The sequence below is a fragment of the Kluyvera fluvialis genome, assembly GCF_059725275.1.
This window is the reverse complement of the sequence record NZ_AP046142.1, coordinates 4,209,469-4,234,663: the sequence shown is the minus strand read 5'-3', so window position 1 is coordinate 4,234,663 and position 25,195 is coordinate 4,209,469. Positions and strand designations below refer to the sequence as shown.

Genomic DNA, 25,195 nt, shown 5'->3' with positions numbered 1-25,195 from the left:
ACGTATTATTATTAATCATGATATGATTTTTGAATCCAGATTACCAACTGAATTCCCTATTGATATAGTATATACGTGGGTTGATAATCATGATTCCCAATGGAAAAAAAATTTAATGAATTTAATAGCATTAATTCTACTCCGTTGGGCAAACATGCTACAGATAAAGCGAGATTTGATAATCACAATGAAATATACTACTCAATAAAAAGTGTCCTTGCTAACATGCCATGGGTACGCAATATATTTATTGTTACTGATAATCAAAAACCTGATGTTCTATTTTTGTCTGAAAAAATTAAAATTATCGATCACAAAGAAATAATAGATAATAAATTCCTCCCAACGTTTAACTCTCATGTTATTGAAGCCCATATTCATAAAATAGTCGGTTTGTCAGAACACTTTATTTATTTTAATGATGATGTTTTTGTTGCTCGTCCACTCATGGCATCTAATTTCTTCAAAAATAATGGAATTGCATCACTTTTTCTGTCAACAAAAAGCCTGGAAGAGCTTAAGAATCGAGGTGTTGACACCCCGACGCTATCTGCATCCTTGCATTCTGTGGCATTGCTTAATACCCACTCTGCTATATCAATTGATAGCCCTTTAGTACATACATACATACCATTAAGAAAAAGCATGTTTAATATGGCATGGGATATTTTTCCTGACAATATTCTTTCTTTTTTGAGTCACCGGTTCAGAACGAATGATGATTTGAATTTAGCAACATTCCTTGTCCCGTGGCTGACTTATATAAAAGGGCAGGCAGTTCCTGCTCGTGACTTTTGTTACTACTTTAATATTAGATCGAATGCTGCTTTCGAAAATTATAGAGCATTGAGTAATGCATTAAAAAATAGTACACAGCCACATTCATTCTGCGCGAATGATTTTAATACTGAAAGAGGAACTATTGATAATTATAAGGGATTATTAACTACGGCCTTAGAACAATACTATAAAGAAAAGTAATTTATCATATAACTAATGGAACTAGTAAGAAATGAATAAAAAACTGAAAAAATTAATCAGGGATCCAGGATTGTTCTTCCATGATATGTTCTTGAAGAGAGAAATTAAAGCTCCAGCATTAACGACATCGGTTAAAAAAGCAGTGACAAGATATAATTATGAAATTGTAATTGTCGTTAATGAGAATGTATTTAATTTACAGAGATGTCTTGACTCTGTATATGAACAAAAAAATGTAGATTATGAAAAGATAAATATATCAATACTCAATCTTGGTGTTACTCCAGAACAATGTGAATACATTCAGACGCTAGGCAGTGAAGTAAAAGTGTTCTCAGAGGAAAATGAACTTGATTATCTTTCATTTACTTCATCGTTACAAAATAATTATACGATGTTTGTATGGGGGGATGACTTTATTGATTCTAATTTTATTCAAATCACTGATAAGTTCTTATTGGCAGATCCCAAAAAAAATAGGCGCGGTTCTGTTATCTGCACCTCTGTTTTAAAAGCGAACTCAACTAGTGAAGTTGGTCGCAATTATAACCCGATAACTGCTTTATATTCTAAACTTTCCTCTGATAATGTTTTGCCAGCCCAGATGGCTGTTGAGTCTATATATGGATGTTTATTCCCAACTGGTGTTTTAAAAGCTATTTTACGTAAACAAATGGGGTTTGGTTGTTTGCGATTTGATGGTTTAGGTATATTTTTCGATATATTCAGGAGTCTTCCCGATACAAGAAGGTTGACAATATCAGCCAAGTCAAGATATTTAGTTCATGAAGATAATGTAGCTCATCTGTTTAAAGATAATACTTGGGGTGATCCATCTTTATTTTCAGAGCATTTCATTTTGCTTTGTGAAAAATTTTCGCGTAATTTGCCGGGGGCGAAAAAATGGCAGATTTTTCTACGGCGATCTTTTTTCCACATGCTATTGAAATACATAAAGAAAGGTCTCGCAAATCAATCCCTTCTAGATAATATTACCCACGAAGATAAAGAAAAATTCCTGGACTCATTTAAACGGTCTATTGAGTTAATAGGAATAGATTGCATTAATAAATTTAATATAGCATGCGCTGAACAATTTAAAGTCGGCTGTTTTAATCTGATTGGTAAGAAGCGTATAAGTAGTGCGGTTGATATTATTCAGTATGATATTGATAAAGATATGTTTATGCTGCGATATTATACATCTTTATTAGTGACAGAATATTTTACATTTAAAAACATAGATTCCATTCCTGTTATTGATAAGTGCATATCACATAACTTATTTGGTGAGGTGTTCTTCATTGAAAGAGTTGTTTGGTTAAGTTCAAATAAAAATATTATATCTAATCCGCTCTCGATTAAAATAGACCATCAGCTTATTAAAATTCGTGGGCTTGATAGGAAAATAGTTAATTCAATATCGCCTTTGAATATAAGGAAACAACATAATGCGCTAAAACCCAAGTTCAAGACTTCTGCTAATTATCGAAATGCATGGATCTTTATGGATCGAGATAATCAGGCAGATGATAATGCAGAGCATTTATATCGTTACGTACACAATATGCGGCCAGATATTCCAGCCTGGTTTGTATTGCAGAGAGAATCTCATGACTGGCAACGTTTAAGCGATGAAGGATTTCATTTACTCGCGTTTGGTGAGCCTGAGCATGAAAAAGCATTAGAATCATGTTCACGAGTGATTAGTTCTCATGCTGCCCAGTTTGCAACTGATTATTTTAAAGATAAGCGAATGACGTGGAAGAAATTTGTCTTCCTCCAACATGGGATAATACATAATGACCAGTCAGCATTGTTCAAACCTGACTGGAAAAAATTTGATATGTTTGTAACATCTTCTTTTGATGAATATAAATCAATTGTTGATGATATGAGCCCTTATAAATTTACGGCTAAAGAAGCCGTTCTTACTGGGTTACCTCGTCATGATGCTTTAATCAATTCTCAAATTAAATCCGAAAAAATGATTTTGGTTATGCCTACATGGAGGCCATCATTATTAGGGAAAGTTATTTCTGGGACAGAGAGGGAGCTGCTTCCAGACTTCACTGAGAGCGAATATGCGAAAGCATGGTATGATATTCTCGCTAATGATGATCTTAAAATCACTGCTGAAAAGTATGGATATAAAATAGTTTTCTTTCCCCATGCTAATATTCAGCCTTATTTGGATCAGTATGTCCTTCCTGAGCATGTGACCGTATTGAGTCATTCCAGCGGAAGCATTCAAGAATTGTTTTTAAAGGCCAGTGTAATGATTACTGATTACTCATCGGTAGCATTCGAAATGGCTTACCTTAATAAACCTGTCTGCTATTATCAATTCGATGAGGATGCTTTCTTTAATAAAGGACATTATAATAAAGGTTACTTTAGTTATCGTGAGAACGGATTTGGTCCTGTTTATAATGATGAGGAAAATACAGTTAATTTTGTCGTTGATATGATAAAAGCTAACTGTGTGATGTCGCCTTATTATACAGAGAAAGCAAATAAATTCTTCCCTTACAGAGATGGTAAATGCTGTGAAAGAACGGTTGCAGCGATTGAGTCTCTTGATAATAAAATGCTTGATGATTCTATTTTTGAAAATTCAGGCGAGTCTAAAGGGAAATTTAAAGCTGTTGAATGGGCGATGAAAGCATATGATGATAAAAACATTGTTTTGTCCAACCGTCGATACAGTTCTGTTTTGTCTGAAAATAAAGGTGACGATAGATTTGATGGGATTGATTCGAAATATATATGTAACTATGTAGATATCCTTTTGCATCTCGGATATTTAGATAAAGCTAAAATAATCATTGATGCTGTGTTGAATTTATCTGACGTTGAACGTAATAAACTGAAATCAAAATATGAATTAATTTATAATATACTAATGGAGTCAGCACCGACATCGCCGGTGACCCATTATGATGATATTGAGCGTGTTTTCTATAATAAATTATTCGCGCCTGATACTCAGGATAATAACAAAATATACCATGACTTTTTACGAGAATGTGACGAAACGCTTCTCCAGCTGATAGATGATAATCCTATGGGGGCGGTTAGGTATCTATTGGAGAATTCTGAACTATTTGAATTTAATACGTTAAATAGCAACGTGCTAACGTATAGAATCTTAGACTTGGCCGGTCGGTATGACTATGTAAATAAAAATTATCTAAAACTATCATCAATAAACAAACAAAACATTCTTATTAAGTTCATTTATTTACGTGCGCTGTATAAAATGAATAAATGGGGTTTGATTATGCGTTTTATTGGGGCTTCATCTATTCTTCAGGGAAGAACCTCCATTCCATTATTTGCCTCTTGCTACTTTTTTGGAATGCGTGGTGCTCATAAAAAAATAGCGAAGATTGAAGATTTCTCTTGTTTCTATGAATCGCCATTAAGTCTCCAGGAAGACTACAGATTAGATATATTAAAATATTTTTTATATATACATAATGATTTGCATAAGGCTAAGTTATTTGTTGATGAATGTTTTGACTCACTTCCTGTCAGAATAATAGAAGATTTTGCTTATAAATTATGTTCTTCCAATCTAACTGATGAGTCTTATAGCTATTTCAAAAGAATAAACGTAAATGATTTATCTGTTAAAAATATTATATTATTTGGTGAGCTGGCTATGTCATATGGTGAATATGACGTGGCTGTATCCTGTTTCCAGCAGGCTTGCCTATCAAAGCTACCCTCTGTCGATAATGAATTAAAAAAGCGACTTTCAGTCGCAAGACTTTGGGCAAACGAAAATACCACATTACTGATTAAAATGTCATTGAGTTAAACAGTATAGTATTTATCAATTCATATTAATTGAGAATGTTTATGTCACTATATGCAAATATAAAATTTGATAACTCTTTGATTTCAATAAAGTCAATGTTAATAATAAATGGTACTGAGATACCAATTTCAGGTAGGAAAGGAAAATGGTTCACTAACCTACCTATCAGTAAAGATGATAAGGTTGAATTGAAGGGTAATTTAGAACATGTCTCGCTGGATATCTTGCCGTATAAAATATTCCATCCAGATCAAATTGATTTTGATAATCGATATAAAATAATAGAATATGTATCCGGTAGTGAATCCATATTTTATTCATTAAGTGGTGACGTTAGTATGCCCAGGAAGTGTCTGGTGACATTTCCCGGTGTAAGTAATTTTGATAATGTTAATTATCGATTAAGTGCAATGACTTCACTGCAGTCTAGATTACACGGTGTCCTTATCCTTGCTTTTCAGGACAAAGAAAGTGTCTATGGAAATTACATGCATGAAACAGAAAATGGTTCTTGCATTAAAGATATTGCTACGGAGCTTATTTATGAGTTATGTTCTAAGTATAATTTAAAAACAACCGATCTTATCTTTTATGGGAACTCAAAAGGTGGATCAATCGCTATCGATTATATAGATAAGTTTCCTGATTCAAAATTTTTTATAGATATACCTCAACTGGATCTCTATAATTACTCATCGCAAAATGCGCTTATGCGATTCAGTTTGGGTGAAAAGGCAAGGAAGTACTATAATTATCTGGAGAAGCTTCCACAGACTATCAATAGGAATGTCACTTACTCGTTTGCTGAGAATGATTTCGATGCATCCAGAAAATTACCTATGAAATTATTTCCTGGCATAAATGTCGTTATGCTTAAAGACATGCCGCATTCTGGTTCTGCGATGGAATTAGTTAAGAGACAATTCTCTAAAGTTATCCAACTTATTGCCAACCGAGATGCCGTGCAAAAGAAAAGTATTGATATGCGTTTTGCTTTTGTAAATGGAAAATTATGTGCATCAAGATTGCTCGGTGCTTTCAAAGACGAGGAGATGGTTAAAAAAGTTTATGCTGAAATTGAGTTTCATAATTCAAGTGGTAATTACTCTGTGTCATTGAATAATAAATTCAATAATATGCTGTGTATTTACTGGAGAAAAGGTTTTGATATATTAAAACATCTTCCTATTGGTGATTATGAAATGAGGTTGCATGTGTACTATGATTTCAAAGAGTTTGTTTATCCTCTTAATCAAAGTATAAATGTAAGTACCGAAATGGTTTCTATTAATAATCTGTGATTTTTAGCCCCCAAATGATCTTTGAAGTATTTATTAGTCATGTAGGGGGCGAAAGATACAAGTATTGTTTACTTTATAAAATCTCTTCAATGGGCATTGAAGAGATTTTTTTTACTGTAGGAACCATTTCCCATTCGTTATTTTTTCTTTGTGTGTTACTTGGTATTGAATCAATTCAGGCGACTTCCTGCCATAAAACACTGCATTAATCTGTGTATTTGCACGTAAGTACATGCTGAATGTTTTGAAAAGCTTAGCATCAGGTTTAAAACTTGTTCCCCAAAACTGGTTTATGTGCCCTTGAAAGGTTAATCCTTTAATATCGTATAGCGCACGTCCCATCACTTTTAATGGCTTATTGTGAATAAGTGCAGAGATCCCAGCAGTGCTATTGATGGTTATTACCGCTTTTGAGTGGCTCAACATGCGTGGCATCGGAAGATCGTGAACATAAATCACTCGGTTGCTGACGCCGTATTGCTTGCTTAATTTTTTGATCAGCGGCGCATATAGGCGGTGTCCACGATCCATTGGATGATGTTTGAACACCAAAAAATCAGTCGGCGATGCCTTCTTTGAAAATGAAAACATCACATCATTAATGTAATTACGCACATCTTTATAGGGGCTGTGATTGCGGATCTGGCTGTCGTTGTACACCTGTAATATGGCTAGAAAGTAGCGTTTATCCAGTGTCGTTTTTAGTAGCGACATCACGTGTCGTTCTTTATAGCGATACCATTGTTTTCGCCAACCAGCGCGGATCCAGCACTTAGCTTCGTACCAGGGGGAAAAGACTTTATGGTGTTGGTACTGAGGGAACTGAGCTCGATAGATCCAACTTATCAGGTAATACCACATAGCGTGCCAGATACGCAGTTTAGTGGAGGGTTTTAAACACTGAACCTCTAGCTCCGGTTGCAGGGGTAAATGGCGATAAAACTCTGGCTCCCGAGGAAGCGACGAATAGGCGTTAACCCCACCACTTTCCAGAGTAATAAAGTGTGGCCGCAAATACCCCTCTTCAAATGCCAGAAAACGTATGCCTTTCGCTTGCGCCCAACGCTTGGCTGCCTGGTGTAGCTGGCGGCAGTCACCAAAACACAGGATGGTATCAAAAGGATATTCCTGCCATGTCTCTTTTAACCAATGTGGAAACTCGTTCGGTATTTGTCGATAAGTAAAATATTTCCGCTTACGACAGTAAAAGCGGTCACCTGCGTTAAAAATTACATTGGCGGCTTCACGTCCCTGAGATTCTAACCATTCTGCCATGTCATTGAAAAATGGCCCCATTGGCCCTTGCAGAAGCAAGTAACGTTTACCGGCGAGAAGTGTATTGAGCGTATTACTGTTCATAGAGATCCCTCTCGTTATCAGTTTTTCATAGCCTTATAAAGCATCTGTAGTTTTCGGCTTTGCCGTTGCAGATACTGGCTTGCTCCACGATTTAGGCCTAAGTTCTGCCGCTTTTGTGCCTGCAGCCAATCCATGGCCATTTCAGGTGAGATGCTCTGCCTCAGCTCCGGATGAATGTAACTGGGGTAGCTAATCAGTGTCTGATACAGTAAATCGTTGAGGGTAAGGAGATTCTGTCGGCGTTCACACGTGTGTTCATCGGTAGTTAACCCCCAGCCGGCATAGAAAGGGATACCGTAGCAATAGACTTTTTTGCCATGTATCAGTGCTTCAAACCCTGACAGTGACGTCATGGTATGTACTTCATCAACCTGCTGAATACATTCGATAATGTCGGCATCTAGCGCTACACAATCCGCCAGGAGATCCATGTCTTCAGCCGTGATATGTCCGGGGCGGTTGCCTACCAGAACATCTGGGTGTGGCTTATAGATGATGAAGGCATCGGGGTTGCGTCTACGAACGGTACGCAGTAACGCCAAATTTGTTTTGATGGTCTGCGTTCCACGAGCAATAGATGCATCGTTTTCTACCTGACCAGTCACCAATAATTTTTGCTTCCCGGCAGAATTTCCAGGGATGACCCATTGCTCGCCGAGGTTATATTTGCTGAGTTTGCTGGCTATCAACTTTTGTCGCAGCGCTTGTGCCCGTTGCTGCTGTTCTATTGTCAGGCTTGAATGGTTGAGCAGATTTTCCAGGTCGCTTTGCCGTGTGGCGTCGTAATATATGCCCGTTTTGTCGAGTACCAGCGACAATGGTGGCTGTAAGTCTGAACCCAAACCGGAAGATCGTAAAAAGCCATCTTCCATGCGCCAAACGGGAATCTCATTCCGTGATGCTGCAACTTGCCAGCGCTGTTCTCCTTTTACTCCCCAAACCACACAGACGCTGGCCTCTTGACCACGATGAGAAAAGTTGACCCGATTTGTGAGGGTACTCAGAAAAGGTTTTACGATGCTGCTTTTCCACAGCGTCATACCAGGAGCCCAAAGATGACCGTGGCAAGTGAGAAGGTGTTTACGTTGTAAATGGAGATACTCCAGCACATTTAATAGCGAACCTGGATTACCTGTATAAGGGTCAATATAGCGGGTATATTGCAACCACGCCGCCGCTACCAGGGCTAGCAGCGGTGCACTGCCACGCCGGGCGGTAAGGTCACTGGCTGATGGATGTCTGTCGTCAGTTAGCCCCCATCCTGCATACCACGGCAGGCCAAAACAGGTCACTTTTTTCCCTGCCAGCAGCGCTTCAATACCGTATTGCGAGGTCACGGTATAAACCGCAGAGACACAGCGCAGTAACGATTGTGGGCTGTAATCTTCCGTAATCAATCGAATCCGTGGATCGTCACTCAACGAATCAAAGTAGCCTTTCTTTTTTCCGCTCAGAACATCGGGGTGTGTTTTAACCCAGATTTCGCCTTCGGGATGCTCCCGCTTGGCACAAGAAAGCATTGCTGCGAACTGTTTTTCCGTTGCGCCGCCTAGTGTAACGGAAACGTCACCGTAGGTTTGGTCAACCACCAGAGTGACATCAGTATGGTGAGTTTCTGTGAAGGGGAGGGCGTGGTTATATTTCGACAGGTCGTTCTCAACCATTAAGGTAATAGCGCGTAGCGCATCACTTTGTAGTCGTGGGGTTTTGGCTTCTTGCTGAATTAGAACTTCCAGTCGGCTAGGTCGGCTGGCATCGTAGTAAATGCCTAAATCATCAACAACCATGCCTAATGGCGGTGCGCCGTTGACACCCAAGCCTAGCGAGCGTGTAAAGCCGTCTTCTAACCGTAGTATCGGCAGCCCAGCTTTAGCTGCTCGCGCTATTGGGCGTTGAGCAGAGGTGCGCTCTCCCCAAACAGCAATAGCATTCACGCCATCAGGAATGGACGTAAGATTAGAAAGTTTGCAGCATTCCTCACCTAAAAAACTTTGAAGGTGTGGTATCTGCCAGATGCCTGAAGAGTAGATGCCTATCATCCTGAATGGCTTCCCTATTGGTGGTCTGTCAGTGGCGGAGCAACTCCGCCACATCCCTTGGTGTTACAGATCCAAAATGACTTTGGCGGCAACGGCCATTTGATAAAGAATGGTGGAAATACCGCGCGTCACTTCCAGATTCTTAGTTTCGTATTGCGGCAGCACCATAATTTCATCGCCAGGCAGGACTTTGTCCACATCGTCAGCGTCAACGGCAGAGCCATCTTGATGAATTACGATGATTTTCGACTGGCCAGATTTTTGTGTTAAGCCGCCACATTTCTCGATGTAGTCATCCACATCCAGTTTGGTATCCCAGGAGATGGCATTTGGGAACAGCACAGAACCGTGGATCATCACCAGCGAGGTTTTTTCTGGAATGATAATTACGTCACCGTCTTCCAGAATGACACTGTCGAGATTACTTTCATTGAGTACCACCTGACCTTTAGGCACCACGCTACGGGCTTTGGCTACAAATCGGCTGACAAGCTGGGCTTCCTGAACGCGCAGCCGAGCTTCTTCCTGTGTTGAGGACTGTGAGGATAGCGAAGCTTCTTCTAGCTTTTGTAGTGAGGTGTGCAGCATCTCTTTTTGACGAACCGCGACCGAATGGCGGAACAGCTGAATGCTGCTAAGTTGTGACATGCTATTGGTGCGAATTTGCGCCAGCACTTGTTTCATCGTAGAACCATAGGGCAGCACGATGGCGTGTTCGCCGGAATGCGCACCTTCAATACGGACTTGAATCGTCCCGGCATAACGGTCTGAACTGATGATCAACTTATCGCCATCCTGCAATATTTTCCCCGACGCGCTGCTTAACGGGTAATACTCTGTCCGTTTCATCGCCCCTTGCTGTCGCACGATGGTAAAGTGCGTTGCGCTCGGTTTGGGTCGTGACCACTCTAACGCTTCCGTGACGGGAATGGTGCTGTCGTGAAATTCAAAGTCGTAGCTGTTGTACACATCGCCTTCAACGCTGAAAGTATATTGGCGTGGGCCAACCACGATGGTATCGCCATCGGAAAACTGGGATAGATTAAGCGTGCCGTTGAGCAAGAAATCGTACAGGTTTACATGGGAGCGTACCGATTTACCGCGTTTAACGGTGATATCAACATAACTCCCTCGGTCGCTATCGACGCCACCGGCTTTGCTCAAATAAGAGAGCAGGGAGTCAGATGCAACTCCGCCGTAAAGTCCTGGATTCCTGACGTAACCCGTCACAAAGACTTTTACCGGCTGCGCCTGAAGAAGTGAGGCGTAGACATTCACATTCGACTGATAAACATCTTTCACTTTGGCCGTAACCAGGCTGTTTAGTTGGCCATTACTCACACCGTTGACCTTTAACGGGCCTACGTTAGGGACGAAGATATTGCCTTTAGGGTCAACGGGGAGGGCACCATCGAAATTAAATGCCCCCCAAAGCCTTATCTGGATCGTATCGCCAAGCCCGATGATGTAATTCGGGTTAAAACCAATGCTGCTTCCGCTGTCTGCTGTAGAACCGTTAAATAACTGAGCGCCAAACATGCGGCTTAATGGCGGTGCTTCCATTGGCATCGGCGTGTTGTCAAAACCATTGCTGTCGGTAGTCTGATTTTTGGCGGCGATTAGACTCGATAACTCAGCCGCTCCGGTTAACTCTGAATCAGCAGTAATGCCTACTGCCAGTGCCTGGCAGGAGTGCAGAATACTCAGTACAAGAATCGATTTCAGTAATTTCATAATAGACTCGGTTAAATATATTGGTAGTGATACTAGTCTTTGTGATCTTCAATAATGGCGATCAATAATTTGGCCGTGCCAAACAACAGACAACACACCAATAACCAACTTGCTAAGAGATATAGTATGTCTGGGAATCTAGATTCTTGCGGTAACTGCGGGGAACTGATCACGGACAGTGTTTTTAATTTACGCGCGCTTTCAATGCGTGTTTTTTCAATAGCCTGTAACGCTAATGCGTAGAGGTCAGTATCAAATTTGACCGTGGTCTTGAGATCTTCAAAATCCGCAGCCATGCTGTTCAGCTTTTTCCCATCTGGTGCGGTAATTTTATTTTGCTCAACGTCAATTTGGGCTTGTAATGATTTGATGGCATTTTTGGTGCTGACTACCTGTGGAGCATCTTCACGCAAATAGGTCAGTAAATTGCGTAACTCCGCTTCCATATCAATCTTTTTGGCGATCAACGCGTTGACAAGCGTGGTTGCCGCTTCTGCAGAAGCGGCGGGATCAAGAATATTATTGCTATTCTGATAGGATAATAGATTGTTTTTACTGCTGTTTAATCGTTCTCTGGTTTCCTGAAGCTCATCTTCGGCAAACTGCATTTGCTCGCGTGAAATCTTATGCGACAACTCGTTAATAAAGCGTTCGGATTCTTTCAGTACTGCCTGGTTAAATGCCTGGGAAAACGCGGGGGTAAAGCCCTGCGTCTGTATCGTCAACAGACCTGTTTTCTCGTCATAGTCCACGTTAAGGCGCGCGCGGTAATACTCCAGAAACCCCTCTGAAGTGATGTCGGCAGGCAGGTGGAAGAGAAAATCCCAGCCGCTTTGGCTAAAGGCATGGTGAAAATCGAGTTTCTTATCCAGCGTTTGCAGCATATCCGGCGAGTTGATGTATTCTTTCAGGTACAGAGAGTCTTCGGCGGAAGAGGGGTTAGATGCCCCTAGCAATAGCCCAAAATTCAGGCTAGAACTGTCGATATCGTTCGGGCGTTTGACCGCAACCTTTGATTCGCTGATATAGCGAGGTTGGCTAAAAATAACCAAATACACGATCAACAGACACATTGGGGCTGCAACAACTATCTTCCATAGATGACGCTGGATATCAAATTGTCGGCATTTTTTGACGGCTACATGAGCCAATCTTTTTTTTCTGGCAATAAAGTTGCCAGATAAAATATTATTCATTTTCATGGGTTATTCGATATGCTTAATTAATGATTAAATGGGAGCGTTTTGAATGCGATAGGATACATTCATTCACTCCATTTATTCTGTTGGCTTAATCGATATAACGCACAATAGACGTTGTGATAAAACATCTCATTCCTTTATGTATTATCAGGTGATGTTTCATACTCTATGGATTCCTGTCCAAGAATATTTTCTGTGAATAATGCTATGCCAAAATTCATGCCGCATTTTTAGCACAGTCATTAAAGCATCACAATAGTGATTGTATATGAGAAGGCTTTCTTAACTTATTTATATTGATTTGATTTATAGATGGGTTGGAAATATGGTTTTTTATTAATTAAAAACTGACCATTTAATTTTTTGGTGAATGTTTTTTATTATATCTTTAAGTTGAATTAAGTATTATTAAAGCGAATGGCTTTCACCATTCGCTTTAGCAAAATTACTTCGCAATACGCTTATACTTAATACGCTTTGGCTCCAGCGCGTCAGCGCCCAGCGTGCGTTTCTTGTACTCTTCGTATTCAGTAAAGTTACCTTCGAAGAACTCGACTTTACCTTCGTCCTGGTAGTCCAGAATGTGGGTCGCGATACGGTCGAGGAACCAGCGGTCGTGCGAGATAACCATTGCACAGCCCGGGAACTCCAGCAGGGCGTTTTCCAGCGCGCGCAGAGTTTCGATATCCAGGTCGTTGGTTGGTTCATCGAGCAGCAGCATGTTGCCGCCAACTTGCAGCAGCTTCGCCAGGTGCAGACGACCACGCTCACCGCCGGACAGTTCACCCACGCGTTTACCCTGATCAACACCTTTAAAGTTGAAGCGGCCTACGTAAGCGCGGCTTGGCATCTCGGTGTTGCCGATCTTCATGATATCCAGCCCGCCGGAGACTTCTTCCCACACGGTTTTGCTGTTATCCATGGCGTCACGGAACTGGTCAACAGAAGCCAGTTTCACGGTATCACCTAAGGTGATAGAACCGCTATCAGGCTGTTCCTGGCCAGACATCATACGGAACAGGGTTGATTTACCCGCGCCGTTCGGGCCGATAATACCGACGATGGCGCCTTTCGGTACAGAGAAGCTCAGGTCGTCAATCAGCACGCGATCGCCGTAAGACTTACGCAGGTTGTTAACTTCAACGACTTTATCGCCCAGACGTGGTCCAGGTGGAATAAACAGTTCGTTGGTTTCGTTACGTTTCTGGTACTCGGTGCTGTTCAGCTCTTCAAAGCGTGCCAGACGGGCCTTACCTTTTGACTGACGGCCTTTCGCGCCCTGACGAACCCACTCCAGCTCTTTCTCAATGGATTTACGGCGAGCCGCTTCCTGAGAGGCTTCCTGGGCCAGACGCTGATCTTTCTGCTCCAGCCAGGAGGAATAGTTGCCTTCCCACGGAATACCTTCACCACGGTCAAGCTCCAGAATCCAACCCGCCACGTTATCGAGGAAGTAACGGTCGTGGGTAATCGCCACTACAGTACCTTCGAAGTCGTGCAGGAAGCGTTCCAGCCAGGCGACAGATTCGGCATCCAGGTGGTTAGTCGGTTCGTCGAGCAGCAGCATGTCTGGTTTTTCCAGCAGCAGACGGCACAGCGCAACGCGGCGGCGTTCACCCCCGGAGAGTTTTTCAATTTTTGCGTCCCAGTCTGGCAGGCGCAGCGCATCGGCAGCGCGTTCCAGTTGAACGTTCAGGTTGTGGCCGTCGTGCGCCTGGATAATTTCTTCAAACTTACCCTGTTGCGCCGCGAGTTTATCGAAGTCAGCGTCCGGTTCAGCGTACTTGGCGTACACTTCATCCAGGCCCTTCAGCGCGTTAACCACTTCAGCAACGGCTTCTTCAACAGATTCACGAACGGTATGTTCTGGATTCAGTTTTGGTTCCTGCGGCAGGTAACCAATTTTAATGCCCGGCTGTGGGCGTGCTTCACCCTCAATCTCTGTATCGATCCCAGCCATGATGCGCAGCAGGGTGGATTTACCCGCGCCATTCAGGCCGAGTACACCGATTTTCGCGCCAGGGAAGAAGCTCAGTGAAATATTTTTAAGAATATGACGTTTCGGCGGAACCACTTTGCCGACACGATGCATGGTATAAACGAATTGAGCCACGTTGGACTTCGCCTCTTTGTTTATAGTGATGAATAGACTTTCAAAGACGAAGTGTAGCTGTTTTCACCGTTTAAGCCCAGCAGGCAAATTCAGCCGCGTAAATACACCAATAAAACGTAAAAAAGTGTTCATGGCGTGGAACATTTTCTCATCAATAGTTAGCATGAATTAATCAGGCGGCAAGATGCTGCATGGACGTAACGCGATAACGAGGAAGCGCTTGTGGAAAAAGCCAAAAAATATATGTGGCGTCTGCTGTCAGCAGGTGTTTGTCTGCTGACAGCGAGCAGTGTGGCCCACGCTGACACGCTGGATCAGCAACGCAGCCGCTATGCGCAAATTAAACAAGCCTGGGACAACCGCCAGATGGACGTGGTCGAACAGTTAATGCCGACACTGCGCGATTACCCACTGTACCCGTATCTGCAATATCGCCAGCTAACGGGCGATCTGATGAACACGCCTGCGCTGGCGGTCACCCAGTTTGTGCAAGCGAACCCTACGCTTCCGCCGGCGAGAACCTTAAAAAACCGCTTCGTCAACGAACTGGCGCGCCGGGAAGACTGGCGGGGATTGTTGGCATTTAGCCCAGACAAACCGGGTACTGCCGAGGCGCAATGTAACTATTACTATGCCAAATACTCGGTGGGAGATGCCCAGGGAGCCTGGGAAGGTGCAAAAACCTTGTGGTTGACTGGGCAGAGCCGCCCTAATGCCTGCGACAAGTTGTTCAGCGCCTGGAGAACTTCCGGCAGCCAGGATCCGCTGGCCTATCTGGAGCGCATCCGCTTAGCGATGAAAGCAGGAAATACCAGGCTGGTGAAGGCGTTGGCCTCGCAAATGCCATCTGAATATCAAACCATTGCCGCCGCCATTACAGACCTTGCCAGTAACCCCAATAACGTGCTGACCTTTGCCCGTTCTACCGGCGCGACGGATTTTACCCGCCAAATGGCGGCGGTCGCCTTCAGCAGTGTGGCGCGTCAGGATGTGGAAAACGCACGGCTGATGATCCCATCGCTGGTGCAGGCGCAGCAGCTTAATGAGGAGCAAACGCAAGAGCTGCGCGATATTGTTGCCTGGCGTTTGATGGGGACAGATGTCACCGATGAGCAGGCCAGTTGGCGTGATGACGCCATTATGCGTTCGCAGTCTACCTCGCTGGTTGAACGACGAGTGCGTATGGCGCTGGGAACCGGTGATCGCTCTGGGCTAAACACCTGGCTGGCGCGTTTGCCGATGGAAGCCAAAGAGAAGGATGAGTGGCGCTATTGGCAGGCTGATTTGCTGATGGAGCGTGGGCGCGATGATGAAGCGCGCGATATTCTGCGGTCGCTGATGCAGCAACGCGGTTTTTATCCGATGGTTGCCGCACAGCGTCTGGGCGAGCCGTATACTCTGCGAGTCGAGAAGGCTCCGGGCACGCCTTCATCCACCTTAACCAGCGGCGCCGAAATGGCGCGTGTGCGCGAATTAATGTACTGGAATCAGGATAATACCGCGCGTAGCGAGTGGGCGAATCTGGTCAGCAGCCGTAACCAGACGGAACAGGCTCAGTTGGCGCGCTATGCGTTCGATCAGAACTGGTGGGATCTCAGCGTGCAGGCGACCATTGCCGGTAAGCTGTGGGATAACCTGCAAGAGCGCTTCCCGCTGGCGTATAACGATTTGTTCGTGCGTTATACTTCCGGTCAAGACATCCCACAGAGTTACGCGATGGCGATTGCGCGCCAGGAAAGCGCCTGGAATCCGAAGGTGAAATCGCCAGTGGGGGCCAGCGGGCTGATGCAGATTATGCCGGGCACGGCGACTCACACTGTGAAAATGTTCAACCTACCGGGTTATAGCAATCCGCTACAACTGTTAGAGCCGGAAACCAATATTAATATTGGTACTCGCTACCTACAGTATGTTTATCAGCAGTTTGAAAATAACCGCATCTTTGCTTCTGCGGCGTATAACGCGGGGCCAGGACGTGTGCGCACGTGGCTTGGCAATAGCGCTGGGCGCATTGATGCTATTGCCTTTATTGAAAGTATTCCGTTCTCAGAAACGCGCGGTTATGTGAAAAACGTGCTGGCCTACGATGCGTATTATCGCCACTTTATGGGCCAAAAAGAGGATGTACTCACCGCAAGTGAGTGGAAGCGTCGGTATTGATGATTGCCTGATGGCGCTGCGCTTATCAGGCCTACAGAACCACGAGCATCATGTAGGCCGGATAAGGCGTTTACGCCGCCATCCGGCAATCGGATACAGATGCCTGATGGCGCTGCGCTTATCAGGCCTACAGAACCACGAGCATCATGTAGGCCGGATAAGGCGTTTACGCCGCCATCCGGCAATCGAATACAGATGCCTGATGGCGCTGTGCTTATCAGACCTACGGAATCATTTAGCCTCACCAGAGATTGTGTTATTATTGTACTCGTTCAAGAGTACATAGATAACACGGTGGCCTGTCATGACCCAACAATCCCCTTATTCAGCCTCGGTTGCTGAACAGCGTAACCAGGAGTGGCTTCGCTTTGTGGAGCTTCTGCGTCTGGCGTATACCGACGAGTTGTCTCTGCCGTTGCTCAATCTCATGATGACCCCAGACGAGCGTGAAGCGCTGGGGACGCGTGTGCGGATTATTGAAGAGTTACTGCGCGGAGAAATGAGCCAGCGAGAGCTGAAAAATGAGCTAGGTGCAGGCATTGCGACGATCACCCGTGGCTCAAATAGCCTGAAATCAGCGCCCGTTGAGCTGCGCCAATGGCTGGAGCAAACGCTGCCAAAAACGCAGCCCTAGCCCAATACAGGCCGGATAAGGCGCGTTAGCGTCGCTATCCGGCAGCGTGTAAGTTTTAGCGGTAAATGGCGTTGTGAAAAGGGCTTAGCGCCAGCACTACCGCCTGATGGTAAACGCTACTGCGGGTGAGCACACCGGCGGTAAATACGCCAATCGCGCCTTCTTTATTACCAATCTTATCAATGCCGGTATATTTCGACATCACGGGGCCAAGCGCTTCCCCAGCGCGGACTTGCTCAAGAATCACTTCTGGCAGTGGTAGCGTGGCTGAACGCGCTTCTCCGCGCTGATCACGGCTTTCAATCACCACCCAACTGAACGTGGCTCCTTCGTCAATACCGGCTTCAATCGCGACCCAAAAATCTGCATCGGGGCGAGCAAGTCGTGCGTTAGCGACTCGATTACGCGCACCTGCACGCGTTTCTTCGCTGCCAAAAGGCTGCTCGGGTACACCGGTATCGACGGAAATGGCATCGATCTGACAGCAGTCTTCACCAAAGATCTGGTTAAATGCCGCAAGAATTGCCTGAATTTTGGCAGGATTGGTGGTAGCTGATACAACTTGATGCATAATCATACTCGTCGTCTTTCAAGTTGCAGATGCGTGGGCGTGTTCACTCACCCTTTTTACCTGAGTAAACTTGCCGCCTTCTCGCACCGCGAAAGCCATAAAGTATACAGAAGATAAAATGTCATCGCAGTCTAACGGATAAAAAATATGTTACAGGTATATCTTGTTCGCCATGGCGAAACGCAGTGGAACGCTGAACGGCGTATCCAGGGCCAGTCTGACAGCCCTTTGACGGCCAAAGGAGAACAGCAAGCTATGCAGGTGGGTGCTCGCGTTCGTTCGTATGGCATCACGCATGTTATCGCCAGCGATCTGGGCCGTACGCGTCGTACCGCCGAGATTATCGCCGACGCCTGTGGCTGCGGCATTACGCTGGATTCACGTCTGCGTGAGCTGAATATGGGGGTGCTGGAGCAGCGCCATCTGGATTCACTGACTGCGGAAGAAGAAGAATGGCGTCGTCAGGTGGTTAACGGCACGCCGGGTGGGCGCATTCCTGAAGGCGAGTCGATGCAGGAGCTTAGCGAGCGTATGCTCGCTGGGCTGGCGGCTTGTCTTGAACTCCCACCTGGAAGCCGCCCACTGTTGGTGAGCCACGGGATTGCTTTAGGTTGCCTGGTCGGCACGATTCTGGGGCTACCTGCACATGCGGAGCGCCGTTTACGCTTGCGTAACTGCTCTATTTCGCGCGTGGATTATCAGGAGAGCCTGTGGCTTGCGCCGGGATGGGTAGTTGAAACCGCAGGGGATGTTTCTCATTTGGATACCCCTGCGTTGGATGAGCTACAGCGTTAGCGACGAATCGGAATCAGGTATTCGCAGCGCAGCATAATCGGCGGTTCCTGATTCCGTGCTTCATCCTGCGGGAAGAAGCGCTCAATATCCTGGCCCTTACGACGGGTCAGGTTCAGCATCGGCATACAGGTTCCGTACAGCGTCAGGATGAAGTCCTGAACGCCAGTGCCCAGCCCCTCGTAAGTGAACATCACATACTCACCGCCATCCAGCGTTACCGGATGGGCATTGCTCAGGTGGTCGCTCGCCATTTCAGGCGTCAGCGCGGTGGTGTAGAACACCTCTTGCTCATCGTCTTTTTCCTGGCTTGGACGTGGCTCATGAAGCCCGTACAAAATAGGAGGAATGGACGGTGAATTACCGAGGAAATCAGTCCAGAATTGCACACGCATTTGATGACGGAAGGCGGAAATTTCTTCCAGCTTGCAAGTGTAGCTTTGGGTAACCCCGACCAGATGCGTAGTTGGCAGTGTGACAAACTCGTATTTTGGCATCGTGAATTCCCCCAGGCGCAGCGGTGGGCGCATACCGAACGCACTCCAGTCCGGCGAGCGGCGGTACAGCGCAGGCGTCAGGGAAAACTGCTTTTTGAACGCACGAGTAAAGGTTTGCTGAGAATCAAACCGGTATTGCAGGGCAATATCAAGGATAGGGCGCGAGGTCAGGCGCAACGCAACGGCAGATTTAGACAGACGACGCGCGCGGATGTAGGCGCCAATCGCATGGCCTGTAACGTCTTTAAACATACGTTGCAGGTGCCATTTGGAATAACCCGCTTTTGCCGCCACATTATCGAGCGATAAAGGCTGATCTAAATGGCCTTCCAGCCAAACGAGGAGATCGCGAATAATTCCTGCCTGATCCATAAAATGCCCTCATCCTTAAATTCTTAGGTGCCTGTTACCAAAGTAGCGGATAATAGCATCTTTTGCTGTTTTAGCATTCAGTGTTTTTTTTGTGCATAAGTGCGTTTTCTGACCAATAAGACCGCTGATTTTTGTAAAGCTGTGATCTTTAAACACTTTCCCTTCGGATGATGAATAATCACTTAACTCAATCGACGAAAATGGTAACAATATGAAATACAACAAATTAATGGCTGGCCTGTTACTGGCTGCCTCCAGCCTGGGTGTACATGCGGAGCAGATTGGTTCTGTTGATACGGTTTTCAAAATGTTTGGGCCAGATCATAAGATAGTTATCGAAGCGTTCGATGATCCGGACGTGAAGAATGTCACTTGCTATATCAGTCGTGCGAAAACCGGTGGTATCAAAGGCGGGTTGGGCCTGGCGGAAGATACATCCGATGCGGCGATTTCCTGCCAGCAGGTTGGCCCGATTGCGCTGACCGACAAAATCAAGAATGGGAAGTCTCAGGGGGAAGTGGTATTCCAGAAACGGACATCGCTGGTATTCAAAAAGTTGCAGGTGGTGCGCTTTTATGACAGCAAACGTAACGCGCTGGTTTATCTGACCTACTCGGATAAAGTGGTTGATGGCTCGCCGAAGAATGCGATTAGCGCCGTGCCAATTATGCCGTGGGCAGCACCAGAGGCTACGGTTAAAGCGGCAGAATAGAGCAAAGAAAAACGGCGCTGAATGCGCCGTTTTGATCTTTTATTCCTGAAGTTCGCCGCAGAAGCGGTAACCTTCGCCGTGGATAGTGGCGATGATTTCCGGGGTATCCGGCGTAGACTCGAAATGTTTACGGATGCGACGAATGGTCACGTCAACCGTACGGTCATGAGGCTTCAGCTCACGGCCAGTCATTTTCTTCAGCAGTTCAGCACGAGACTGAATCTTGCCTGGGTTTTCACAGAAGTGCAGCATGGCGCGGAATTCGCTACGCGGCAGCTTATACTGTTCACCGTTAGGGCTCACCAGAGAGCGGCTATTAATGTCCAGCTCCCAACCGTTGAACTTGTAGCTTTCAACGCTACGACGTTCTTCGCTGACGGTACCCAGATTCATGGTACGGGACAGCAGGTTACGCGCACGAATAGTCAGCTCGCGTGGGTTAAACGGTTTGGTGATGTAATCATCTGCACCAATTTCCAGACCGAGAATTTTATCGACTTCATTGTCGCGACCGGTCAAGAACATCAGGGCTACGTTCGCTTGCTCACGCAGTTCACGTGCCAGCAGAAGGCCGTTTTTCCCCGGCAGGTTGATATCCATGATTACCAGATTGATATCATTCTCAGACAGGATCTGATGCATTTCCGCGCCATCGGTCGCTTCGAAAACATCGTAGCCTTCTGCTTCGAAAATACTTTTTAACGTGTTGCGTGTTACCAACTCGTCTTCAACGATAAGAATGTGCGGGGTCTGCATGTTTGCTACCTAAATTGCCAACTAAATCGAAACAGGAAGTACCAATAGTCCCTGACCTGCCTGATGCATGTCGAAAATTAACATGACCGGCGTAACATGACTAAAGTACGTAATTGCGTTCTTGATGCACTTTCCATCAACGTCAACAACATCATTAGCTTGGTCGTGGGTACTCTTCCCTCAGGACCCGACAGTGTCAAAAACGGTTGTCATCCTAACCATTTTAACAGCAACATAACAGGTAAAGAGGCACCTGACCGCCAATAAACCTACGCTTCGTTGACATATATCAAGTTCAATTGTAGCACGTTAACAGTTCGGTGAAATTATCACTCTTTAATGATAACGACTATTACATTTTTTCCACAACTCAAGTAGTTGCACAGGTTAACTGATAAATTTGATGAATCCAATTATTATTGTTCTGTGTGAATGAAAATAGTTCGTATAAACAGTGAGATATCTGGCTTTTGTTAACATTCTAAATTGCATGGTTTACAGAAAACAGTTTAGCTTCTTTTATGTATGATGAAACATCATTTCAGCGATTTTTGTTGCATTTTTGTAAATTCGCGCTGCGCAATATGTTGAACTGCATCACATTATTGCCGAACACAGAAAATTAAGAGAACTTTAAATGCGCTTAACTATTGTGCTGGTTTCTCCAGCAAGAGCCGAAAATATCGGGGCGGCAGCCCGTGCGATGAAGACGATGGGTTTCAATGATATGCGTATCGTAGATAGCGTAGCGCACCTGGAACCCGCAACCCGATGGGTTGCTCACGGATCAACCGATATCATTGATGGCATCACCTGTTACCCCACGCTGGCGGATGCCTTACACGACGTTGATTTTACTGTCGCGACAACCGCACGCAGCCGTGCGCGCTTCCATTACTACGCCACACCGCAGGAATTACTACCGATGTTGGCGGAGAAATCGCAGTGGATGGGCCATGCGGCGCTGGTATTTGGGCGTGAAGATTCAGGCCTCACCAATGAAGAGTTGGCGTTAGCCGATGTGTTAACTGGTGTGCCGATGGTGGCTGATTATCCTTCGTTGAATCTCGGCCAGGCGGTGATGGTTTATTGTTATCAACTTTCTTCGCTGTTACAAAAAACGAACCCAGCGGCAACGACAGGTGACGGAAATCAGCTGATTGCGTTAAGGGCGCGTATCACACTCTTGCTTGAACAATTGGATGTTGGCGACGATGCCAAACTCGCCGACTGGTTACAACAACGTATTGGCTTACTTGAGCAACGTGATACGGCAATGTTGCATCGTTTGCTGCATGATATTGAAAATAAACTCGCAGAGTAAAATCCTGACATAAAGTATTTTTATGGTTTTATGACGTTGCGAGTGGCTTTTCTTATGGTCTTTACGATGGGTTATGACCGGTTAAATGGGCAGATCTGAAGTGGTTTCAGAATGTGACGAAGTTAAAAATTCATTGACTTAAACCAGCAGATACTTTAACCAATATAGGCATTGAGTACAGACAGCTAAATAACAGAGCACACAACATCCATGATTCGCATCAGCACTACTACAACCATTACCACCACAACCATTACCACAGGTAACGGTGCGGGCTGACGCGTACAGGAAACACAGAAAAAAGCCCGCACCTAACAGTGCGGGCTTTTTTTTCGACCAAAGATCAAGGGGTAGAACCATGCGAGTCTTGAAGTTCGGCGGTACATCAGTGGCAAATGCAGAACGTTTTCTGCGGGTTGCCGACATTCTGGAAAGCAACGCCAGGCAGGGGCAGGTAGCAACCGTGCTTTCTGCCCCGGCTAAAATCACCAACCACCTGGTGGCGATGATTGAAAAAACCATTGGTGGCCAGGATGCACTGACCAATATTTCCGACGCTGAACGTATTTTTACCGAATTACTTCAGGGACTTGCTACCGCGCAGCCGGGTTTCCCTCTGACGGAGTTGAAAGCCGCCGTTGAACTAGAATTTGCCCAAATCAAACACATCCTGCACGGCATCAGCCTGCTGGGGCAATGCCCGGACAGCGTCAACGCTGGCCTGATTTGCCGGGGCGAAAAGCTGTCTATCGCCATCATGGCTGGCCTGCTGAGCGCCCGAGGGCACAAGGTCACGGTAATTAACCCCGTTGAAAAACTGCTGGCTGTCGGCCACTACCTTGAATCGACCGTCGATATTGCTGAATCAACCCGTCGTATTGCCGCAAGCCAGATTCCTGCTGACCATATGGTGTTGATGGCAGGCTTCACGGCGGGTAATGAGAAGGGCGAGCTGGTGGTGTTGGGGCGTAATGGTTCTGACTACTCCGCAGCCGTACTGGCGGCCTGTTTGCGCGCTGACTGTTGTGAGATCTGGACTGATGTCGATGGGGTATATACTTGCGACCCGCGCCAGGTGCCTGATGCCCGCTTGCTGAAAAGCATGTCGTATCAGGAAGCGATGGAGCTTTCTTATTTCGGCGCTAAAGTTCTTCACCCTCGCACCATTGCCCCTATCGCTCAGTTCCAAATCCCTTGTCTTATCAAGAACACCGGCAACCCGCAGGCTCCGGGTACGCTAATTGGCGCAAGCCGTGATGAAGACGACCTGCCGGTCAAAGGCATTTCCAACCTCAACAACATGGCGATGTTTAATGTCTCCGGCCCTGGCATGAAGGGGATGGTCGGCATGGCGGCGCGGGTGTTTGCAACTATGTCGCGCGCGGGTATCTCCGTGGTGCTGATAACCCAATCATCGTCGGAATACAGCATCAGCTTCTGCGTGCCGCAAAGCGACTGTGCGCGGGCGAAGAAAGCGATGGAAGATGAGTTTTATCTGGAGCTGAAAGAAGAGCTGCTGGAGCCGCTGTCTATCATGGAGCGGCTGGCTATTATCTCGGTCGTCGGCGACGGTATGCGTACCCTGCGCGGAATCTCCGCGAAGTTTTTTGCCGCGCTGGCGCGTGCCAATATCAATATCGTAGCTATCGCTCAGGGATCCTCCGAACGTTCTATTTCGGTGGTGGTGAGCAACGACGACGCGATGACCGGCGTTCGCGTTACGCATCAAATGCTATTTAACACCGACCAGGTGATTGAAGTGTTTGTGATTGGCGTCGGTGGTGTCGGTGGTGCATTGCTGGAGCAGGTGAAGCGCCAGCAAAATTGGTTGAAGAAAAAGCATATCGACCTGCGTATTTGTGGCGTGGCGAACTCGAAAGCGTTGTTAACCAATGTTCACGGGCTGAACCTGGAGAACTGGCAGGCTGAGCTGGCAGAGGCGAAAGAACCGTTTAACCTTGGCCGTCTGATTAGGTTAGTGAAAGAGTACCACCTGTTGAATCCAGTGATTGTGGATTGCACTTCCAGCCAGGCAGTTGCTGACCAGTATGCCGATTTTCTGCGTGAAGGTTTCCATGTGGTGACGCCGAATAAAAAGGCCAACACATCATCGATGGATTACTACCATCAGCTACGCCATGCGGCGGCACAGTCGCGACGCAAATTCCTCTACGACACCAACGTGGGGGCGGGGCTGCCGGTGATTGAAAACCTGCAAAACCTGCTGAACGCGGGCGATGAGCTTCAGCACTTCTCCGGTATTCTTTCGGGTTCTCTGTCGTTTATCTTCGGCAAGCTGGATGAAGGCATGAGCCTGTCGGAAGCCACCAAAGTGGCGCGTGAGCTTGGCTATACCGAGCCTGATCCGCGTGATGACCTCTCGGGAATGGATGTGGCGCGCAAGTTGCTTATCTTGGCGCGTGAGACCGGGCGTAGTCTGGAACTGAACGATATCGTCGTGGAATCGGTATTGCCGGAAGGCTTTGATGCTTCAGGAGATACCGACAGCTTTATGGCGCGATTGCCGCAGCTTAACGATGAGTTCTCCGCGCGGGTGGCAAAAGCACGTGATGAAGGCAAAGTACTGCGCTATGTTGGCAATATTGAAGAAGACGGCGTTTGCCGCGTTAAGATTGCTGCCGTAGATGGCAACGACCCGCTGTTTAAAGTCAAAAACGGTGAGAACGCACTGGCGTTTTACAGCCACTATTATCAGCCACTGCCGTTAGTGCTGCGCGGCTACGGCGCAGGCAACGACGTAACGGCGGCAGGGGTCTTTGCTGACCTGCTGCGCACACTGTCATGGAAGTTAGGAGTTTAAC

18 protein-coding genes, 3 pseudogenes and 1 other annotated feature are annotated in these 25,195 nt (G+C 45.9%); of the genes and pseudogenes, 13 read left to right on the top strand and 8 right to left on the bottom strand.

Features of this window, described 5'->3' with window-relative positions:
• Positions 1-99 precede the first annotated feature (99 nt).
• Genes AC6I4B_RS20000 through AC6I4B_RS19990 form a run of 3 tightly spaced genes read left to right on the top strand, consistent with a single transcriptional unit; the run spans position 100 to position 6,108 of the window.
• Positions 100-981 carry a stealth conserved region 3 domain-containing protein gene (locus AC6I4B_RS20000; protein ID WP_497767661.1) on the top strand — a complete coding sequence of 294 codons (882 nt, stop codon included), beginning with the start codon at positions 100-102 and terminating at the stop codon, positions 979-981.
• A gap of 31 nt (positions 982-1,012) precedes the next feature.
• Positions 1,013-4,807, top strand: coding sequence for a CDP-glycerol glycerophosphotransferase family protein (locus tag AC6I4B_RS19995; RefSeq protein WP_497767659.1), 3,795 nt, complete (start codon positions 1,013-1,015; stop codon positions 4,805-4,807).
• 35 nt (positions 4,808-4,842) lie between these two features.
• On the top strand, positions 4,843-6,108 hold the full coding sequence (locus tag AC6I4B_RS19990; protein WP_497767658.1) for a hypothetical protein: 1,266 nt from the start codon (positions 4,843-4,845) through the stop codon (positions 6,106-6,108).
• A 111-nt stretch (positions 6,109-6,219) separates the two neighbouring features.
• Here the strand turns inward: AC6I4B_RS19990 and AC6I4B_RS19985 are convergent, their stop codons facing one another.
• From AC6I4B_RS19985 to ettA, 5 genes are all read right to left on the bottom strand, one after another.
• Positions 6,220-7,467 carry a capsule polysaccharide biogenesis protein gene (locus tag AC6I4B_RS19985; protein WP_497767656.1) on the bottom strand — a complete coding sequence of 416 codons (1,248 nt, stop codon included), beginning with the start codon at positions 7,465-7,467 and terminating at the stop codon, positions 6,220-6,222.
• A 17-nt stretch (positions 7,468-7,484) separates the two neighbouring features.
• Entirely contained in the window at positions 7,485-9,506 is a 2,022-nt protein-coding gene (locus AC6I4B_RS19980) for a capsule polysaccharide biogenesis protein (RefSeq protein ID WP_497767655.1), read from the bottom strand.
• Positions 9,507-9,569: 63 nt separating this feature from the next.
• Positions 9,570-11,240, bottom strand: a complete 1,671-nt coding sequence (locus AC6I4B_RS19975) for a polysaccharide biosynthesis/export family protein (protein ID WP_497767653.1) — start codon at positions 11,238-11,240, stop codon at positions 9,570-9,572.
• A 32-nt stretch (positions 11,241-11,272) separates the two neighbouring features.
• Positions 11,273-12,436, bottom strand: coding sequence for a capsule biosynthesis protein (locus tag AC6I4B_RS19970; RefSeq protein ID WP_497772260.1), 1,164 nt, complete (start codon positions 12,434-12,436; stop codon positions 11,273-11,275).
• Between the two features lie 451 nt (positions 12,437-12,887).
• Positions 12,888-14,555, bottom strand: a complete 1,668-nt coding sequence (ettA, locus tag AC6I4B_RS19965; protein WP_497767651.1) for an energy-dependent translational throttle protein EttA — start codon at positions 14,553-14,555, stop codon at positions 12,888-12,890.
• A 222-nt stretch (positions 14,556-14,777) separates the two neighbouring features.
• On the opposite strand from ettA, the gene sltY reads away from it, so the two are divergent.
• From sltY to trpR, 4 genes and pseudogenes are all read left to right on the top strand, one after another.
• Positions 14,778-16,715, top strand: coding sequence for a murein transglycosylase (gene sltY, locus AC6I4B_RS19960; RefSeq protein WP_497767650.1), 1,938 nt, complete (start codon positions 14,778-14,780; stop codon positions 16,713-16,715).
• 3 nt (positions 16,716-16,718) lie between these two features.
• Positions 16,719-16,802: pseudogene (locus AC6I4B_RS19955) on the top strand (hypothetical protein); the annotation flags it as partial.
• Positions 16,803-16,814: 12 nt separating this feature from the next.
• Positions 16,815-16,898, top strand: a pseudogene (locus AC6I4B_RS19950) (hypothetical protein); the annotation flags it as partial.
• A gap of 121 nt (positions 16,899-17,019) precedes the next feature.
• Positions 17,020-17,349 (top strand): trp operon repressor, encoded by a 330-nt coding sequence (trpR, locus tag AC6I4B_RS19945; RefSeq protein WP_497767648.1) that lies wholly within the window; start codon positions 17,020-17,022, stop codon positions 17,347-17,349.
• A 55-nt stretch (positions 17,350-17,404) separates the two neighbouring features.
• Here trpR and yjjX read toward each other — a convergent pair whose 3' ends face one another.
• Positions 17,405-17,920: an inosine/xanthosine triphosphatase gene (gene yjjX / locus AC6I4B_RS19940; RefSeq protein ID WP_497767647.1), complete on the bottom strand. Its 516-nt coding sequence runs from the start codon at positions 17,918-17,920 to the stop codon at positions 17,405-17,407.
• Positions 17,921-18,067: 147 nt separating this feature from the next.
• Between yjjX and gpmB the strand changes: the two genes are divergently transcribed.
• Complete coding sequence (gpmB, locus tag AC6I4B_RS19935; RefSeq protein WP_497767645.1) at positions 18,068-18,715, top strand: 2,3-diphosphoglycerate-dependent phosphoglycerate mutase GpmB; 648 nt, start codon at positions 18,068-18,070, stop codon at positions 18,713-18,715.
• Here gpmB and robA read toward each other — a convergent pair.
• Entirely contained in the window at positions 18,712-19,581 is an 870-nt protein-coding gene (gene robA, locus AC6I4B_RS19930; RefSeq protein WP_497767644.1) for an MDR efflux pump AcrAB transcriptional activator RobA, read from the bottom strand. The genes gpmB and robA overlap by 4 nt on opposite strands.
• Before the next feature lie 211 nt (positions 19,582-19,792).
• On the opposite strand from robA, the gene creA reads away from it, so the two are divergent.
• The gene (gene creA / locus AC6I4B_RS19925) at positions 19,793-20,293 is read left to right on the top strand and encodes a protein CreA (protein ID WP_497767643.1); all 501 of its coding nucleotides are present in this window, start codon (positions 19,793-19,795) and stop codon (positions 20,291-20,293) included.
• 39 nt (positions 20,294-20,332) lie between these two features.
• Here creA and arcA read toward each other — a convergent pair whose 3' ends face one another.
• On the bottom strand, positions 20,333-21,049 hold the full coding sequence (gene arcA / locus AC6I4B_RS19920; protein WP_015966004.1) for a two-component system response regulator ArcA: 717 nt from the start codon (positions 21,047-21,049) through the stop codon (positions 20,333-20,335).
• Between the two features lie 96 nt (positions 21,050-21,145).
• Here arcA and yjjY point away from each other — a divergent pair.
• From yjjY to thrA, 4 genes and pseudogenes are all read left to right on the top strand, one after another.
• Positions 21,146-21,287, top strand: a pseudogene (gene yjjY, locus AC6I4B_RS19915) (YjjY family protein).
• 399 nt (positions 21,288-21,686) lie between these two features.
• Positions 21,687-22,373, top strand: coding sequence for a tRNA/rRNA methyltransferase (locus AC6I4B_RS19910; RefSeq protein WP_497767641.1), 687 nt, complete (start codon positions 21,687-21,689; stop codon positions 22,371-22,373).
• A gap of 210 nt (positions 22,374-22,583) precedes the next feature.
• On the top strand, positions 22,584-22,652 hold the full coding sequence (gene thrL, locus AC6I4B_RS19905) for a thr operon leader peptide (RefSeq protein WP_497772259.1): 69 nt from the start codon (positions 22,584-22,586) through the stop codon (positions 22,650-22,652).
• Positions 22,591-22,707: a sequence feature (Thr leader region), on the top strand. (Overlaps the previous gene by 62 nt.)
• 24 nt (positions 22,708-22,731) lie before the next feature.
• Positions 22,732-25,194 carry a bifunctional aspartate kinase/homoserine dehydrogenase I gene (thrA, locus tag AC6I4B_RS19900; RefSeq protein ID WP_497767639.1) on the top strand — a complete coding sequence of 821 codons (2,463 nt, stop codon included), beginning with the start codon at positions 22,732-22,734 and terminating at the stop codon, positions 25,192-25,194.
• Position 25,195 lies beyond the last annotated feature (1 nt).

Excerpts from the sequence above, each read along its gene's own strand:
- AC6I4B_RS20000 (WP_497767661.1), top strand. The coding sequence starts at position 100 with ATGGAAAAAAAATTTAATGAATTTAATAGCATTAATTCTACTCCGTTG.
- AC6I4B_RS19995 (WP_497767659.1), top strand. The coding sequence starts at position 1,013 with ATGAATAAAAAACTGAAAAAATTAATCAGGGATCCAGGATTGTTCTTC.
- AC6I4B_RS19990 (WP_497767658.1), top strand. The coding sequence starts at position 4,843 with ATGTTTATGTCACTATATGCAAATATAAAATTTGATAACTCTTTGATT.
- AC6I4B_RS19985 (WP_497767656.1), bottom strand. The coding sequence starts at position 7,467 with ATGAACAGTAATACGCTCAATACACTTCTCGCCGGTAAACGTTACTTG.
- AC6I4B_RS19980 (WP_497767655.1), bottom strand. The coding sequence starts at position 9,506 with ATGATAGGCATCTACTCTTCAGGCATCTGGCAGATACCACACCTTCAA.
- AC6I4B_RS19975 (WP_497767653.1), bottom strand. The coding sequence starts at position 11,240 with ATGAAATTACTGAAATCGATTCTTGTACTGAGTATTCTGCACTCCTGC.
- AC6I4B_RS19970 (WP_497772260.1), bottom strand. The coding sequence starts at position 12,436 with ATGAATAATATTTTATCTGGCAACTTTATTGCCAGAAAAAAAAGATTG.
- trpR (WP_497767648.1), top strand. The coding sequence starts at position 17,020 with ATGACCCAACAATCCCCTTATTCAGCCTCGGTTGCTGAACAGCGTAAC.
- yjjX (WP_497767647.1), bottom strand. The coding sequence starts at position 17,920 with ATGCATCAAGTTGTATCAGCTACCACCAATCCTGCCAAAATTCAGGCA.
- gpmB (WP_497767645.1), top strand. The coding sequence starts at position 18,068 with ATGTTACAGGTATATCTTGTTCGCCATGGCGAAACGCAGTGGAACGCT.
- robA (WP_497767644.1), bottom strand. The coding sequence starts at position 19,581 with ATGGATCAGGCAGGAATTATTCGCGATCTCCTCGTTTGGCTGGAAGGC.
- creA (WP_497767643.1), top strand. The coding sequence starts at position 19,793 with ATGAAATACAACAAATTAATGGCTGGCCTGTTACTGGCTGCCTCCAGC.
- arcA (WP_015966004.1), bottom strand. The coding sequence starts at position 21,049 with ATGCAGACCCCGCACATTCTTATCGTTGAAGACGAGTTGGTAACACGC.
- AC6I4B_RS19910 (WP_497767641.1), top strand. The coding sequence starts at position 21,687 with ATGCGCTTAACTATTGTGCTGGTTTCTCCAGCAAGAGCCGAAAATATC.
- thrA (WP_497767639.1), top strand. The coding sequence starts at position 22,732 with ATGCGAGTCTTGAAGTTCGGCGGTACATCAGTGGCAAATGCAGAACGT.